General features: G+C 67.3%; 15 protein-coding genes. 14 read left to right on the top strand and 1 reads right to left on the bottom strand.

The genetic code is table 11. The features are described from left to right. Positions 1 to 78 precede the first annotated feature (78 nt). The 14 genes from BA022_RS10990 to BA022_RS10925 all read left to right on the top strand — a co-directional run bounded on the left by BA022_RS10990 (position 79) and on the right by BA022_RS10925 (position 13,449). The gene (locus BA022_RS10990) at positions 79 to 657 is read left to right on the top strand and encodes a hypothetical protein (RefSeq protein ID WP_012655777.1); all 579 of its coding nucleotides are present in this window, start codon (positions 79 to 81) and stop codon (positions 655 to 657) included. After that, positions 654 to 2,219 (top strand): ubiquinone biosynthesis regulatory protein kinase UbiB, encoded by a 1,566-nt coding sequence (gene ubiB / locus BA022_RS10985; RefSeq protein WP_088887519.1) that lies wholly within the window; start codon positions 654 to 656, stop codon positions 2,217 to 2,219. The genes BA022_RS10990 and ubiB overlap by 4 nt, the downstream gene beginning before the upstream one ends. A 35-nt stretch (positions 2,220 to 2,254) precedes the next feature. Then, on the top strand, positions 2,255 to 3,706 hold the full coding sequence (locus tag BA022_RS10980; protein WP_012655779.1) for a high affinity choline transporter 1: 1,452 nt from the start codon (positions 2,255 to 2,257) through the stop codon (positions 3,704 to 3,706). Positions 3,707 to 3,781: 75 nt separating this feature from the next. After that, positions 3,782 to 4,054 (top strand): FmdB family zinc ribbon protein, encoded by a 273-nt coding sequence (locus tag BA022_RS10975; RefSeq protein ID WP_088887518.1) that lies wholly within the window; start codon positions 3,782 to 3,784, stop codon positions 4,052 to 4,054. 15 nt (positions 4,055 to 4,069) lie between these two features. Continuing rightward, on the top strand, positions 4,070 to 4,693 hold the full coding sequence (locus BA022_RS10970; protein ID WP_011804317.1) for a DUF502 domain-containing protein: 624 nt from the start codon (positions 4,070 to 4,072) through the stop codon (positions 4,691 to 4,693). 92 nt (positions 4,694 to 4,785) lie between these two features. Further along, positions 4,786 to 6,597: an aspartate--tRNA ligase gene (aspS, locus tag BA022_RS10965; protein ID WP_088887517.1), complete on the top strand. Its 1,812-nt coding sequence runs from the start codon at positions 4,786 to 4,788 to the stop codon at positions 6,595 to 6,597. 96 nt (positions 6,598 to 6,693) lie between these two features. Further along, complete coding sequence (locus BA022_RS10960; RefSeq protein WP_088887516.1) at positions 6,694 to 7,497, top strand: curli production assembly/transport component CsgG; 804 nt, start codon at positions 6,694 to 6,696, stop codon at positions 7,495 to 7,497. Positions 7,498 to 7,525: 28 nt separating this feature from the next. Beyond that, positions 7,526 to 7,978: a dihydroneopterin triphosphate diphosphatase gene (nudB, locus tag BA022_RS10955; protein WP_103737776.1), complete on the top strand. Its 453-nt coding sequence runs from the start codon at positions 7,526 to 7,528 to the stop codon at positions 7,976 to 7,978. Then, positions 7,975 to 8,742, top strand: coding sequence for an endonuclease/exonuclease/phosphatase family protein (locus BA022_RS10950; protein ID WP_011804321.1), 768 nt, complete (start codon positions 7,975 to 7,977; stop codon positions 8,740 to 8,742). The genes nudB and BA022_RS10950 overlap by 4 nt, the downstream gene beginning before the upstream one ends. A 4-nt stretch (positions 8,743 to 8,746) precedes the next feature. Beyond that, complete coding sequence (clsB, locus tag BA022_RS10945; RefSeq protein ID WP_088887514.1) at positions 8,747 to 9,976, top strand: cardiolipin synthase ClsB; 1,230 nt, start codon at positions 8,747 to 8,749, stop codon at positions 9,974 to 9,976. Positions 9,977 to 10,103: 127 nt separating this feature from the next. Further along, entirely contained in the window at positions 10,104 to 10,829 is a 726-nt protein-coding gene (gene folE, locus BA022_RS10940; protein ID WP_011804323.1) for a GTP cyclohydrolase I, read from the top strand. Positions 10,830 to 10,832: 3 nt separating this feature from the next. After that, positions 10,833 to 11,255: a BLUF domain-containing protein gene (locus BA022_RS10935; RefSeq protein WP_011804324.1), complete on the top strand. Its 423-nt coding sequence runs from the start codon at positions 10,833 to 10,835 to the stop codon at positions 11,253 to 11,255. Between the two features lie 220 nt (positions 11,256 to 11,475). Then, positions 11,476 to 12,357, top strand: coding sequence for an EamA family transporter (locus tag BA022_RS10930; protein ID WP_012655785.1), 882 nt, complete (start codon positions 11,476 to 11,478; stop codon positions 12,355 to 12,357). A gap of 273 nt (positions 12,358 to 12,630) precedes the next feature. Further along, positions 12,631 to 13,449 (top strand): DUF429 domain-containing protein, encoded by an 819-nt coding sequence (locus tag BA022_RS10925; RefSeq protein WP_088887513.1) that lies wholly within the window; start codon positions 12,631 to 12,633, stop codon positions 13,447 to 13,449. Here the strand turns inward: BA022_RS10925 and BA022_RS10920 are convergent. After that, entirely contained in the window at positions 13,439 to 14,125 is a 687-nt protein-coding gene (locus BA022_RS10920; RefSeq protein ID WP_088887512.1) for a hypothetical protein, read from the bottom strand. The genes BA022_RS10925 and BA022_RS10920 overlap by 11 nt on opposite strands. Between the last annotated feature and the right edge of the window lie 63 nt (positions 14,126 to 14,188).

The raw sequence follows: 14,188 nt of genomic DNA, 5'->3' as shown, positions 1-14,188 counted from the left end.
ATGGCGCCGCTGGAACCGGGCGGCGCACGGCGAAAAAGCCTGCTGCGCTGCGCCCAGTTCGGGGAATAATCGGGGACTATGGCAACACGGTCCCCTTTTTCTTTCCTGGACGGGCTCTTCGAACGCGTCATGTCTGGCCCCCTGCCGCCCGCGTGGCTGGTGCATGAGGTGCAGCACCGAACGGTGCTGTTCCTCAACCATGTGCTGATGCAGGAGCGGGAAGCCATGGACCGTCTGGCACGCCAGCGCGGCCGCGTCGCGCGCGTGCAGTGGCGCATCTTCTCTATGGCGCTGCAGGTGACGCCCGCCGGGCTGTTCGATCTCGCGCCTGCAGAGGCCGTGGCCGACCTCCGGCTGGAAGTGTCCGAGACCTCTCCGCTGTCGCTGGCCGGCAGTGCGCTGCGCGGCGACAAGCCCACCATCCGCATCGAAGGCGACGTGCAGTTCGCGGCCGAGATCAATTGGCTGGTGGACCATGTGCGCTGGGATGTCGAGGAAGACATGGCGCGCGTGATCGGCGATGCCCCGGCCCGCGCTGTGGCATCCGTTGTGGGACGCGCCGTGCAGGCGTTGCGCAGCTTCGTGGGCGCACGCGTGCCCGGCGGCCAGGCGCCCGCGCCCGCAGCGGGCGAGTTGCCGGACCGCTCCCCGCCATGAGCCGCTTTGCCCGCGGCATCACCATCGTCTGGGTGGTGCTGCGCTATGGACTCGACGAACTGGTGCTGTCGACCTTCCGGCAGCCGTGGCTGCGCGCCGTCACGCGGGTCATCACCTTCGGTCGCAAGCTGGACGCGCCGCGCGGCCAGCGGCTGCGCGAGGCCTTGGAGAGCCTGGGTCCGATTTTCGTGAAGTTCGGGCAGGTCCTGTCTACGCGCCGCGACCTCATGCCGCCGGACATTGCGGACGAGCTGGCGCTGCTGCAGGATCGCGTGCCGCCGTTCGACCCCGATGTGGCGATCGCCACCATCGAGCGCGCATTTCGCCGCCCGATCGGCGAGGTGTTCGTCTCGTTCGACCGGCAGCCCGTGGCCAGCGCGTCCATCGCACAGGTGCACTTCGCGGTGATCCGTGACCGCCAAGGGCACGCGCGTGAAGTCGCCGTGAAGGTGCTGCGCCCCGGCATGCTGCCGGTGATCGACAAGGATTTGGCGCTCATGCGCATGATGGCCGGGTGGGTGGAAAGCCTGTCCGCCGACGGCAAGCGCCTCAAGCCGCGCGAGGTCGTGGCCGAGTTCGACAACTACCTGCACGACGAACTCGATTTGGTGCGCGAGGCGGCCAACGCGGCGCAGCTGCGCCGCAACATGCAGGGGCTGGACTTGGTGCTCATCCCGGAGGTGTTCTGGGATTTCTGCCATGCCGAAGTGTTGGTGATGGAGCGCATGAAGGGCGTGCCCATCAACCAGGTGGATCGCCTGCGCAGCGCGGGCGTGGACATTCCCAAGCTGGCCCGCGACGGCGTGACCATCTTCTTCACCCAGGTGTTCCGCGACGGGTTCTTTCATGCCGACATGCATCCCGGCAACATCCAGGTGAGCCTGGCGCCCGAGACCTTCGGCCGCTACATCTCGCTGGACTTTGGCATCGTCGGGACGCTGACCGAGTTCGACAAGGAATACCTTGCGCAGAACTTCACGGCTTTTTTCAGGCGCGACTACAAGCGCGTGGCCGAACTGCACATCGAAAGCGGTTGGGTTCCCGCCCATACCCGCGTGAACGAACTGGAAGCCGCTATCCGCACCGTGTGCGAGCCGTATTTCGACCGGCCGCTCAAGGAAATCTCTTTGGGCATGGTGCTGCTGCGGCTGTTCCAGACCTCGCGGCGCTTCCAGGTGGAGATCCAGCCGCAGCTGGTGCTGCTGCAAAAAACCTTGCTCAACATCGAAGGGCTGGGCCGGCAGTTGGACCCCGACCTGGACCTGTGGAGTACGGCCAAGCCCTTCCTGGAGAAGTGGATGCTCGATCAGCTGGGTCCCCAACGCCTGTGGCGCGAGCTGCGTGCCGAGGCGCCGCACTACGCCAAGATCCTGCCCGACCTGCCACGCCTGCTCCACGACTTCCTGCGCCAGCGGCCCCATGACAACCGGGGCGATCTGCAGGAACTGCTGGCCACCCAGAAGCGCACCAACCGGCTGCTGCAAAGCATCATCTATGGCGGCCTGGGCTTCGTGCTGGGGCTGCTGGTCATGCAGCTCTTCGTGCGCGTGCGCATCTTCTAACTTCCTTCCCTCTCCCATTCCTCAGGAGTACCAGCGTGTTGCTCTTCATGGTGATTGCCTACCTGTTTGTCACCATCGGCATTGGCTTGTGGGCTGCCCAACGGGTGAAGAACACGGCTGATTTCGCGATTGCCGGACGCCACCTGCCCATGTACATGATCATCACCACCACGTTCGCCACGTGGTTCGGCTCCGAGATCGTGCTGGGCGTGCCCGCCAAGTTCATCGAAGGGGGGCTCAAGGCCGTGGTGGAAGACCCGTTTGGCGCCGGCATGTGCTTGATTCTGGTGGGGTTGTTCTTCGCGGCCAAGCTCTACCGCATGACACTGCTGACCATCAGCGACTACTACCGCGAGCGCTACGGCCGCGCAGTGGAGGTGATCTGCTCGCTCATCATCATGCTCAGCTACCTGGGCTGGGTGTCGGCGCAGGTCACGGCGCTGGGGCTGGTGTTCAACCTGCTGTCCGGCGGTGCGGTGAGCATCCCCATGGGCATGGCCATCGGCGTGCTGTCCATCCTGGTCTACACGCTGTGGGGTGGCATGTGGTCGGTGGCGGTGACCGATTTCATCCAGATGATCATTCTGGTGGTCGGCCTGGTGGTGCTGGCCTGGTTCGCCAGCGACATGGCGGGGGGCGCGGGCAAGGTGATCGAGCTGGCCACCAGCCGCGACCTGTTCCAGTTCTGGCCCGAACCCACCTGGCACGAGATCATCTTCTTCTTCGGTGCCGCCATCACCATGATGCTGGGCTCCATCCCGCAGCAGGACGTGTTCCAGCGCGTCATGTCGGCCAATACCGAGCGTGCCGCCACGCATGGCACGGTGATCGGCGGTACGGCCTACATCTTCTTCGCCTTCGTGCCCATGTTCCTCGTGGCTAGCGCGCTGCTGATCATGCCGCAGGAGACGGCCGAACTGCTCAAGGATGACCCGCAGAAGGTGCTGCCCACACTGGTGATGGACAAGATGCCGCTCGTCATGCAGGTGCTGTTCTTCGGTGCGCTACTGTCGGCCATCAAGTCCTGCGCCTCGGCCACACTGCTGGCGCCCAGCGTCACCTTCACCGAGAACATCTGGCGGCAGTTCCGCCCTGAAAAGATCAGCGACCGCGAGAACCTGCTGGCCATGCGCATCAGCGTGCTGGTGTTCGCGGTGGGTGTGCTGGCCTATTCCATCAAGATGGAAGGCACGCCCATTTACGAGCTGGTGTCCAGCGCCTACCAAGTGCCGCTGGTGGGGGCGTTCGTGCCGCTGGTATTCGGCCTGTACTGGAAGCGTGCCAACACGCAAGGCGCGCTGTGCGCGGTGGCGCTGGGCATTGGCGTGTGGCTGGTGTTCATGGTCACCCCCGCGCTGCATGAGGCGTTCCCCCAGCAACTCGCCGGCCTGCTGGCCGCCATGGTCGGCATGGTTGCCGGTTCGCTTGCGCCGCAGGTGGTGCGCAATTCCCATGCGCCGCACCACCGGGTGGTGGGGGTGGAGTGACGCACGGGCGCACGGTGCGGCCTGGGGTGCATGCCTATAATTGAAGGTTTTGCACATTCTTCGCACTTCTTCGTAATGCCTATTTACGCCTATCGATGCGGTTCCTGCGGCCATGCCAAGGACGTGCTGCAAAAAATCTCCGACGCGCCGCTCGCCGTCTGCCCGTCCTGCGGTGCGCCGGCTTTTTCCAAGCAGCTGACGGCCGCGGGCTTTCAACTCAAGGGCACGGGTTGGTATGCCACCGATTTCAGCGGCCGTGCCAGTGCGCCTGCTGCGGCATCGGACGCTCCTAAAACAGAAGCTGCTAGCGCTGCTCCAGCAAGCGCTGCGGCCACTTCTGACTCTTAACCTCGGATAACTCGCATGGCTGCCTTGCGCAAGTGGCTGTTCACGGGTCTGCTGGTCATCGTGCCCGGCGTCATCACCGCATGGGTGTTGAGCTGGATCGTGAGTACCCTGGATCAGACCCTCGCCATCCTGCCGGGCTCCTGGCAGCCAGACAAACTGCTGGGCTTTCACATCCCCGGCTTCGGGGTGCTGCTCACGCTCAGCATCCTGCTGGTGGTGGGGGCCTTGGCGAGCAACTTCGCGGGGCGCAAGCTGGTGGAGTGGGGCGACCGTCTGGTCAGCCGCATTCCCGTGGTGCGTTCGATCTACTCCAGTGTCAAGCAGGTTTCCGACACGCTGTTCTCTGAAAGCGGCAACGCCTTTCGCACCGCCGTGCTGGTGCAGTGGCCGCGCGAGGGGGTGTGGACGGTGGCCTTCATCACCGGCGCGCCCAGCGGCGAGGTGGCGGCTTACCTGCGTGACGAGTATGTGAGCGTCTACGTGCCCACCACGCCCAATCCCACGGGCGGGTACTTCGTGCTCATGCGCAGGAGCGACTGCATCGAGCTGGACATGAGCATCGATGCGGCCCTCAAGTACATTGTGTCGATGGGGGTGGTGTCGCCACCCGACCCCGTTGCCACGGAACCCGCTCCATAAGAAAACCGTCGTCGCCCGCCCGTGCCTGTGCGCCGAGTGGGTGGAAAGAACAACCATCGTCGCGTCCCACGAGGACGCAGGAAGACTGATCCATGGCCATGCGCTCCCACTACTGCGGTCTTGTGACCGAAGCCCTCTTGGGCCAAACCGTCACCCTGTCGGGCTGGGTGAACCGTCGCCGCGACCATGGCGGCGTGATCTTCATCGACCTGCGCGACCGCGAAGGCTATGTGCAGGTGGTCTGCGACCCTGATCGTCCCGAGATGTTCAAGGTGGCCGAGGATGTCCGTAACGAGTTCTGCGTGCAGGTCAAGGGTTTGGTGCGCGCGCGCCCCGAAGGCACGACCAACGACAGCCTCAAGAGCGGCAAGATCGAGGTGTTGTGCCAGGAGCTCAACGTCCTGAACCCGTCCGTGACGCCGCCCTTCCAGATGGACGACGACAACTTGTCGGAAACCACGCGCCTCACGCACCGCGTGATGGACCTGCGCCGCCCGTACATGCAGCGCAACATGATGCTGCGCTACAAGACGGCCATCCAGGTGCGCAACTTCCTGGACAAGGAAGGCTTCATCGACATCGAGACGCCCATGCTGGGCAAGAGCACGCCCGAAGGCGCGCGCGACTACCTCGTGCCCAGCCGCGTGCACGACGGCCAGTTCTTCGCGCTGCCGCAGTCGCCCCAGCTCTACAAGCAGATGCTGATGGTGGCCGGCTACGACCGCTACTACCAGATCACCAAGTGCTTCCGCGACGAGGATCTGCGCGCCGACCGCCAGCCCGAGTTCACGCAGATCGACTGCGAGACCTCGTTCCTGAATGAGGAAGAGATCCGCGCCATCTTCCAGCGCATGATCAAGGAAGTGTTCCAGCAGCAACTGGGCGTGGACCTGGGCGAATTCCCCACCATGACCTACCAGGAAGCAGCGCACCGCTTCGGCTCCGACAAGCCTGACCTGCGCGTGAAGCTCGAATTCACCGAGCTGACCGATGTCATGAAGGACGTGGACTTCAAGGTCTTCTCCGGCGCCGCCAACATGAAGGGCGGCCGTGTGGTGGCCCTGCGCGTGCCCGGTGGCGCCCGTGAAGAGGGCGGCCTGTCGCGCGGCGAGATCGACGGCTATACCGAGTTCGTGAAGATCTACGGCGCCAAGGGTCTGGCTTACATCAAGGTCAACGATAAGACCAAGGGCCGTGACGGCCTGCAGTCGCCCATCGTCAAGAACATCCATGACGCCGCACTGGCCGAAGTGCTCCAGCGCACGGGCGCGCAGGACGGCGACCTGCTGTTCTTTGGCGCCGACAAGGAAAAGATCGTCAACGACGCCATCGGCGCACTGCGCCTGAAGGTCGGCCACAGCGAATTCGGCAAGAAGAATGGTCTGTTCGAGAACCGCTGGGCGCCGCTGTGGGTGGTGGACTTTCCCATGTTCGAGCATGACGAGGAAGAAGACCGCTGGGTGGCCGTGCACCACCCCTTCACGTCGCCGAAGGACGGCCATGAGAACCTCATGGACACCGACCCCGGCAAGTGCATTGCGAAGGCCTACGACATGGTGCTGAACGGGTGGGAGCTGGGCGGCGGCTCGGTGCGTATCCACCGCGCTGATGTGCAGGCCAAGGTGTTTGCGGCGCTCAATATCGGCCCGGAAGACCAGCGCGCCAAGTTCGGCTACCTGCTGGACGCGTTGCAGTACGGCGCGCCTCCGCACGGCGGCCTGGCCTTCGGCCTGGACCGCCTGATCACGCTGATGACGGGAGCCGAGTCCATCCGCGACGTGATCGCCTTCCCCAAGACCCAGCGCGCCCAGGATCTGCTGACCCAGGCCCCTTCGCCTGTGGACGAAAAGCAGCTGCGCGAACTGCACATCCGCCTGCGCAACCCGCTGCCTGCAGCCCACTGAGGAGCGCGCGGGCTCCGACACCTAAGCGGCAGGCGCGTTCACGTGCCTGCCGTTTTTGTTTGCCATAACGTGTCCACAAGCTCTTGGAGGGAGACCATGCGCATGCTGTTTCGACGGCTGTCCCATACCGGTTTGCTGCTGTGCGTGGCGCTGGGGGTATCGGCTTGCGGCGAGAAGAAAACCGAGCTGGGCGAAGGCGGTTCGGTGGTCACTGGCTCGGCCGGGCCCCAGGGCCCGCGCAACGCCGCGCGCGAGCTGCTGCGCTGCGACAGCCCGGTGGCCACCGTGGCGCTGGCCGAGAGTCCCCACGGCTATGCCACGGGTGGTTACAACCTGCCCACCTCGCCCGTGCCCCTGATCAAGCTCATGGTGCAACAAAGCGGCTGCTTTCGCGTGATGGATCGTGGCGCGGGGCTGCGTGGTACGGTACAGGAGAGCGAATTGCGTGAATCCGGCGTGCTGCGCCCCAACTCGACCGTGGCCAAGGGGCGCGGCTATGAGGCGCAGTACACGCTCACTCCCAGCCTAACCTTCAGCGAAAGCGATGCCGGGCGCGGCCTGGCAGGCATCATGGGCATGATTCCGGTGCTGCGCGATCTGGCCGGCCTGATCGGCCTGGCCGAGCAGGTGAAGTTCAAGGAGGCGCAGACGGCGCTACTGCTGTCGGACAACGAAACCACCGAACAGGTGGCTGCCGCCACGGGCGCAGCCCGCACCACCGATCTGGGCATCGGCGGCATCATGATCGGGCGGCTGGGGGGCGCATCCGGGGCAGGTTGGAGCAACACCAACGAAGCCAAGGTGGTTGCCGCCGCCTTCCTGGATACGCACAACGCCCTGGTGGAGCAGGTGCGGGCGCTGCAAGCCAAGCCCCTGCCGCCGCCGGTGCCGAGCCGCTAGCGCAGCGCGCATGCACAGGGACGGCGCCATGTACAAAATTCCCGAATCCGTGCTGGTGGTGGTGCACACGCCTGCGCTGGACGTGCTGCTGCTGCGCCGTGCCGACTCGGCCGAAGATTTCTGGCAATCGGTCACCGGCAGCAAGGATTTTGCGGGCGAGGACTGGGCCGTCACCGCCGCGCGCGAGGCGGCGGAGGAAACCGGCATCCAGGCCGCCGCTGCGGGCTGCGCGCTGCGCGACTGGGGCATGGAGAACATCTACACCATCTACCCGCAATGGCGGCACCGCTACGCGCCGGGTGTCTGCCTGAATACCGAGCGTGTCTTCGGCCTGTGCGTGCCGGCGCAGACGCCAGTGGCCTTGAATCCGCGCGAACACACGGCATATGCTTGGATGGGCTGGCGCGAAGCCGCGGACCGCTGCTACTCGCCTTCCAATGCCGAGGCCATACTCTGGCTGCCACGATTCGTTGGACGATGACCGCAACACCGATCGAACTGCCTGCCGAGCATTCCGGCATCCTGCGCGTAGCGACCTATAACATCCACAAGGGTGTGCAGGGGCTGGGCCCCGCGCGCCGGCTGGAGATCCACAATCTGGGCCTGGCGGTCGAGCAGCTCGATGCAGACATCGTCTGCCTGCAGGAGGTGCGCAGGATGAACCGCAAGGAGGCCAGCTACTTCGAGCGTTGGCCCCATGTGCCGCAGGCCGAGTACCTGGCCCCCGAAGGTTACGAAGCCATCTACCGCACCAATGCCTTCACGCGCCACGGAGAGCACGGCAACGCGCTGCTCACGCGCTGGCCGGTGATCGGCCACCAGCACGAGGACATCTCCGACCATCGCTTCGAGCAGCGTGGCCTGCTGCATGTGGAGGTGGAGATACAGGGCCGCCGGGTGCATGCCATCGTGGTGCACCTGGGCCTGGTGCCCGGCAGCCGCATCCGCCAGGTGGCGCAGCTGCAGCGCTTCATCGCGCGCGAGGTGCCCGAGGATGCCCCGCTGGTCGTCGCGGGCGACTTCAACGACTGGGGACTGCAGATCAAGCGCATGCTTGCGGGCTTCGGGCTCTTCGAGTACGACGATGCGCCCCAGGCCTTCACCTACCCCGCCCGTCTGCCCATGGTGCAGCTGGACCATGTGTACGTGCGGGGCCTTACCCCGCTGGGGCTGCAGGTGCCACGTGGGCGGATCTGGTGGCGCATGTCGGACCATTTGCCGCTGATCGCAGAGTTCAAGCTCTGATTCCATGGTCGCCCCCACGCGCGCGCACGCTACCGGCCGAGACCACCAGATCCAGCTGCTGCAGGGCACGCAGGAGTTGTTCCCGGCGCTGATCGCCGAGATGGATGCGGCGCTGTCCGATATCCAGTTCGAGACCTACATCTTTGACTGCACTGGCGCGGGCGCCGACGTGGCCGAGGCGCTGATGCGCGCAGCCCGGCGCGGCGTGCGCGTGCACCTGGCGCTGGACGGCGTGGGCACGGGGCGGCTGCCCGAGCCCTGGCGCACCCGCATGGTGCAGGCCGGCGTGCACGTACAGGTGTATTCGCCGCTCGGCCCGCTGGGCCTGCTGCTGCCGATGCGCTGGCGCCGGCTGCACCGCAAGCTGTGCGTGGTGGATGGCTGCGTGCTGTACTGCGGCGGCATCAACGTGCTGGACGACTACCACGACCCCAACCACGGCGCGCTCACCGCACCGCGCTTTGACTTTGCCGTGCGCGCCGAGGGCAGCCTGGTGCAGCAGGCCAGCGAGACCATGGAGCAACTGTGGTTGCGCATGCGCGCGGTGCGCGACGTACGCCAGCGCCGCCTGTCGCTGGCCCTGGCCGACCTGCGCGCCGCCAGCGCCGCACGTCTGGCGGCGCGGCGCGCCGAGAGCCGTACGCGGGGCATGCGCGCCGAGCTGGTGCTGCGCGACAACGTGCGCAACCGTGCACGCATCGAGCGCGCCTACCTGCGCGCCATTGCCCGCGCGCGGCATGAGGTCATCATCGCCAACGCCTACTTCGTGCCCGGTGGCAAGCTGCGCCGCGCGCTGGTGCTGGCGGCGCGGCGCGGTGTGCGCGTACAGCTGCTGCTGCAGGGGCGGTACGAATACTTCATGCAATACCACGCAGCGCGGCCGGTGTACGGCACGCTGCTGGCGGCGGGCGTGGAGATTCATGAATACGCGCCCAGCTTCCTGCACGCCAAGGTGGCGGTGATCGACGCGGACAGCCGCCGCGCCTGGGCCACGGTGGGCTCGTCCAACCTGGACCCGCTGTCGCTGCTGCTGGCGCGCGAGGCCAATGTGATCGTGCGCGACGCCCCCTTTGCCCAGGACCTGCGCAAGCGGCTGCGCCACGCCATGGCCCACGAGGGCCGCCAGCTTGACCCGCAGCGCTACGCCGAACGCCCCTGGCGCGAGCGCGCGCTGGACCGCATCGCCTTCGGCATCATGCGCGCGGCCCTGTGGGTGACGGGCAACCGCTACTGAATGCCGCGCCCCTGCCGGTGGGAAAATATTGCTATTGTTTGGATAGCTGCTCGCGCTTGCCCCATAAGCGCTAGAGGCATATAAGGCTTATAAAGCCTGGATCGGCATTCGCTGGTACCATGCCGCCATGTCTTCAGAACCCCCAGCACCCCTGAGCGGCGCCGCGCCCGACGAGGGCACGCCCGTCTCCGTCAAGATTCGCGAACGGCTGAACGCGGCGCGCCGGCGCTTCCATGCCAACGACAACATCGCGGAGTTCATCCAGCCCGGCGAGCTGGAGCGCCTGCTGGACGAGGTCGAGGCCAAGATGCAGGGCGTCCTCGACAGCATGGTCATCGACACAGCGGGCGACCACAACACGCAGGCCACGGCGCGCCGGGTGGCCAAGATGTACCTCAACGAGGTCTTCAAGGGCCGCTACGTGCAGCCGCCGGCGATCACCGAGTTTCCCAACGCCGAGCACCTGAACGAGCTGATGATCGTCGGCCCCGTCACCGTGCGCAGCGCCTGCAGCCACCACTTCTGCCCGGTGATCGGCAAGATCTGGATCGGCGTGCTGCCCAACGAGCACACCAACGTGATCGGCCTGTCCAAGTACGCGCGCCTCGTGGACTGGGTCATGGGGCGTCCCCAGATCCAGGAGGAGGCCGTGGTGCAGCTGGCCGACCTCATCATGGAAAAGACCCAGCCCGACGGGCTGGCCATCGTCATGGAGGCCAGCCACTTCTGCATGTCCTGGCGCGGTGTGCGCGAGATGGACAGCAAGATGATCAACTCGGTGATGCGCGGGGTGTTCCTCACCAACCCCACGCTGCGCCGCGAATTCCTGGCCCTCATTCCCCGAAGGAGCTGACCCATGCTGGTCCGTCTTCTCTACGTCAGCCGTGCCGTCGATACCTCGTCCGAGGCCATCGAGGCCATCCTCACCCAGTCGCGCCAGCACAACCCCGCCAGTGGCATCACAGGCGTGCTGTGCTACGGCGGCGGCATCTTCCTGCAGGCCATCGAAGGCGGGCGCTCGGCCGTCAGCGACCTGTACGGCCACATCCAGCGCGACCCGCGCCACAAGGACGTGGAATTGCTGGCCTTCGAGGAAATCACCGAACGCCGCTTTGGCGGCTGGACCATGGGCCAGGTCAACCTGACCAAGCTCAACCACTCCATCGTGCTCAAGTATTCCGAGCGGCCCGAGTTCGACCCCTATGCAGCTTCGGGCAAGGTGTCGTTCGCGCTGCTCGAAGAACTCATGGCCACGGCCAGCATCATCGGCCGGGCCTGAGGGTGGACAGCCCCCTGAGCGGCTTGCGCCGCTGTCCCCGACTCCCGCGCGTCGTGCAGGACGGGGGCGCCGTCAGTATGGCGGGGCGGTGCTGCCGGTCCAGGCGCTTGCCGGGCGGCGCACGTCTGGCGCATGCCGGTGCCGCCGTGGCGCACTGATGCCGCCGACCACCTCCTGAACGCCGCAGCCGGCCGCGAGGCGCTGCGGCGGCGGGCCCTTCATGTCGCTCAACGCCTTCGCACTCATCCTCCTCGCCGGCCTGATCCACGCCGGCTGGAACATCGCCGCCAAGAAGGCCGGCGGCGATGCGCGTTTCGCCTTCTTCACCTCGGTGCTCATGATGCTGGTGTGGGCGCCGTTGGGCTGGTGGCTCGGGCGTGACGCCGTGCCGCTGTGGGGCGCGCGCGAGTGGGCCATCGTGGCCCTGAGCGGCGTGCTGCACGTGCTGTACTACGTGATCCTGCTGCGCGGCTACCGCAAGGCCGACCTCACCGTGGTCTACCCCCTGGCGCGGGGCACGGGGCCGCTGCTGACCGCGCTGGTGGCCGTCACGCTGCTGGGCGAGCGGCTGTCCGCCTGGGGCGTGCTGGGCATCGTGGCGGTGGTGGGCGGCGTCTTCCTGATTGCGGGCGGCCCCGGGCTGTTGCGCGCGGCGCACGACCCCCAGGCGCGCCTGCGTGTGCGCGCGGGCCTGCGCTATGGCGTGCTGACCGGCATCTTCATCGCCAGCTATACCGTGGTGGACGGCTACGCCGTCAAGGCCATGCTGCTGTCGCCCGTGCTGGTGGACTACATGGGCAACTTCGTGCGCGTGGCAGTGCTCGCCCCCGTGGCCCTGCGCAACCGCGCCGAGACGGCGCGCCTGTGGGCCGGGCAGTGGCGCTTTGCGCTGCTGGTGGCCGTGGTGAGCCCGATCGCCTACGTGCTGGTGCTGTTTGCCATGCAGGAGGCGCCCATGGCCCACGTGGCGCCGGCGCGCGAGGTCTCCATGCTGTTCGCGGCGCTCATCGGCGGGCACCTGCTGGACGAGGGCGACCGCGCCGCGCGCCTGGCGGGGGCGCTGCTGATTGCCGCCGGCGTGGTGGCGCTGGCGCTGGGCTAGGGACTGTTCACACTGTTTTTGCCAGATGCGTTGCGATCAAAAGGGGCCAGGCGCAAGGCGCCAAACGAAGCTGGGGTGTGACCCCAGCGCGGCTTGGCACCGCCGCGAATGTCCCGTTTTGATCGCAACCCGAGGGGGCCGGAGTGAGAACCGCGCCACGCGTCCTTGCCCTCCTAGCCAAGGCCCCGGCCTTGGCGTCGTCACGCGCCTAGATTGGCGCGGTTTTCACGCCCTTCGCACTGGCAAAAATAGTGTGAACAGGCCCTGGCTGCAATGCTGCTGGTAGGGTGCGATTTTTCCAGCAGTCCCAGCCGGCGCAAGCCCATCGTGCTGGCGCTGGGCGCGCTGCAGGGCGGCAGCGTGGTGCTGCAAGACCTGCAGCCGCTGGATACGCTCGCCGCCTTCGGCCGATGGCTGGCCGCGCCGCGCGCGTGGGTGGGCGGCTTCGATCTGCCCTTCGGCCTGCCCCGCGAACTGCTCACCGGACTCGGCTGGCCGCTCGAATGGGCGAGCAGCATCGCGCACTACCGCGGCCTCACGCGCGCGCAAGTGCGTGAAACCTTTGCCGCGTTCTGCGCCGCGCGCCCTGCCGGCGCCAAGCTGGCCCACCGCGCCACGGACCGTCCCGCGGGCTCCAGCCCGTCGATGAAATGGGTGAACCCACCCGTGGCCTACATGCTGCATGCGGGCGTGCCGCTGCTGCTGGAGGCCGGCGTGCACCTGCCTGGCCTGCATGCCGGGGACCCGCGGCGCGTGGCGCTGGAGGCCTACCCCGGCCTGCTGGCGCGCGAGCTGATCGGGCGGCGCAGCTACAAGAGCGACGCGCGTGCGCGCCAGACGGCCGACCGGCACGCGGCGCGCACGGAACTGCTGCGCCGCCTGGAGTGCGGCGACACCCGCCTGGGCCTGCGCCTGACAGTGGATGCCGCGCAGCGCGCGGCACTGCTGGACGACGGCAGCGGCGACCGCGTGGATGCGGTGCTGTGCCTGCTGCAGGCCGCATGGGCATGGCGCTGCCGGCAGCAGGGCGACCTGCGCTACGGCCTGCCGCCCGACATGGACCCGCTGGAGGGCTGGATCGTCACGGCGTAACGTCTGGTCGTGCAGGTGCCGCGTCCAGCTCCACCCAGCCTGCGCCGCATTGCACATGCGCGCCGCCATGCCGCGCCAGGCAGAGCAGCGCAGCGGCATCCAGTGGCGGGACTGGCTGGGAGGCGAATGCCGCCAGGCCGGCGTCTGCCTGTCCGTCCGCCTGTACCCGCAGGCCGCTGCGGCCTTGCGCGGCCTGCAGCGTGATGCGTGCGGGAGGCGGGGAGCCCGTTTCCGCCAGGTGATAGAGGGCGCCCAGCAGCAGGCACAGGGTGGTGTGTGCCGCGACGGGCGTCTCGGGCAACGGGCCGGGCGCTTGCAGGTCGGTGCCGCGCATGGCCAGCAGCGGCCGGGCCAGCTGAACCGCCTGGGCGGCCACGGCCGCCAGGGGCTGAGCGCTGTCCTGCGCGGGCAGGTCCCAATGGCGCAGGCGCTTGGCACTGTCGGCCAGGCGGGTCAGGTGGCCTTCGAACTGCTCCACCCGCTCCACTGCCTGTGCGGGCGGCAACTCGCCCGTACCGAGCCGGCGTTTGAGCACGGTGGCCGCCATGCGCATGGCCGACAGCGGCCCCGCCAGGTCGTGCCGCACGGCGGGCATGGTGCGCGCAAGGATGGCGCTTTGCACGCCCAGCGCCATCCAGGCCTGGACGGGATCGTTGTCGGTGGGGAGGGTATTCATGGGCTGGTTGATTGGAACCGGGCGCCGGCGCCGGCAGGGTAGGACGGGGGCGCGAGTTGCCGC

Source organism: Diaphorobacter nitroreducens, from assembly GCF_002214645.1.
GTDB classification, from domain to species: Bacteria; Pseudomonadota; Gammaproteobacteria; order Burkholderiales; family Burkholderiaceae_C; genus Diaphorobacter; species Diaphorobacter nitroreducens.
Note: the sequence above shows the minus strand (reverse complement) of the source record. Positions and strands in the feature narration are given on the sequence as shown.

Excerpts from the sequence above, each read along its gene's own strand:
- BA022_RS10990 (WP_012655777.1), top strand. The coding sequence starts at position 79 with ATGGCAACACGGTCCCCTTTTTCTTTCCTGGACGGGCTCTTCGAACGC.
- ubiB (WP_088887519.1), top strand. The coding sequence starts at position 654 with ATGAGCCGCTTTGCCCGCGGCATCACCATCGTCTGGGTGGTGCTGCGC.
- BA022_RS10975 (WP_088887518.1), top strand. The coding sequence starts at position 3,782 with ATGCCTATTTACGCCTATCGATGCGGTTCCTGCGGCCATGCCAAGGAC.
- BA022_RS10970 (WP_011804317.1), top strand. The coding sequence starts at position 4,070 with ATGGCTGCCTTGCGCAAGTGGCTGTTCACGGGTCTGCTGGTCATCGTG.
- aspS (WP_088887517.1), top strand. The coding sequence starts at position 4,786 with ATGGCCATGCGCTCCCACTACTGCGGTCTTGTGACCGAAGCCCTCTTG.
- BA022_RS10960 (WP_088887516.1), top strand. The coding sequence starts at position 6,694 with ATGCGCATGCTGTTTCGACGGCTGTCCCATACCGGTTTGCTGCTGTGC.
- nudB (WP_103737776.1), top strand. The coding sequence starts at position 7,526 with ATGTACAAAATTCCCGAATCCGTGCTGGTGGTGGTGCACACGCCTGCG.
- BA022_RS10950 (WP_011804321.1), top strand. The coding sequence starts at position 7,975 with ATGACCGCAACACCGATCGAACTGCCTGCCGAGCATTCCGGCATCCTG.
- clsB (WP_088887514.1), top strand. The coding sequence starts at position 8,747 with ATGGTCGCCCCCACGCGCGCGCACGCTACCGGCCGAGACCACCAGATC.
- folE (WP_011804323.1), top strand. The coding sequence starts at position 10,104 with ATGTCTTCAGAACCCCCAGCACCCCTGAGCGGCGCCGCGCCCGACGAG.
- BA022_RS10935 (WP_011804324.1), top strand. The coding sequence starts at position 10,833 with ATGCTGGTCCGTCTTCTCTACGTCAGCCGTGCCGTCGATACCTCGTCC.
- BA022_RS10930 (WP_012655785.1), top strand. The coding sequence starts at position 11,476 with ATGTCGCTCAACGCCTTCGCACTCATCCTCCTCGCCGGCCTGATCCAC.
- BA022_RS10925 (WP_088887513.1), top strand. The coding sequence starts at position 12,631 with ATGCTGCTGGTAGGGTGCGATTTTTCCAGCAGTCCCAGCCGGCGCAAG.
- BA022_RS10920 (WP_088887512.1), bottom strand. The coding sequence starts at position 14,125 with ATGAATACCCTCCCCACCGACAACGATCCCGTCCAGGCCTGGATGGCG.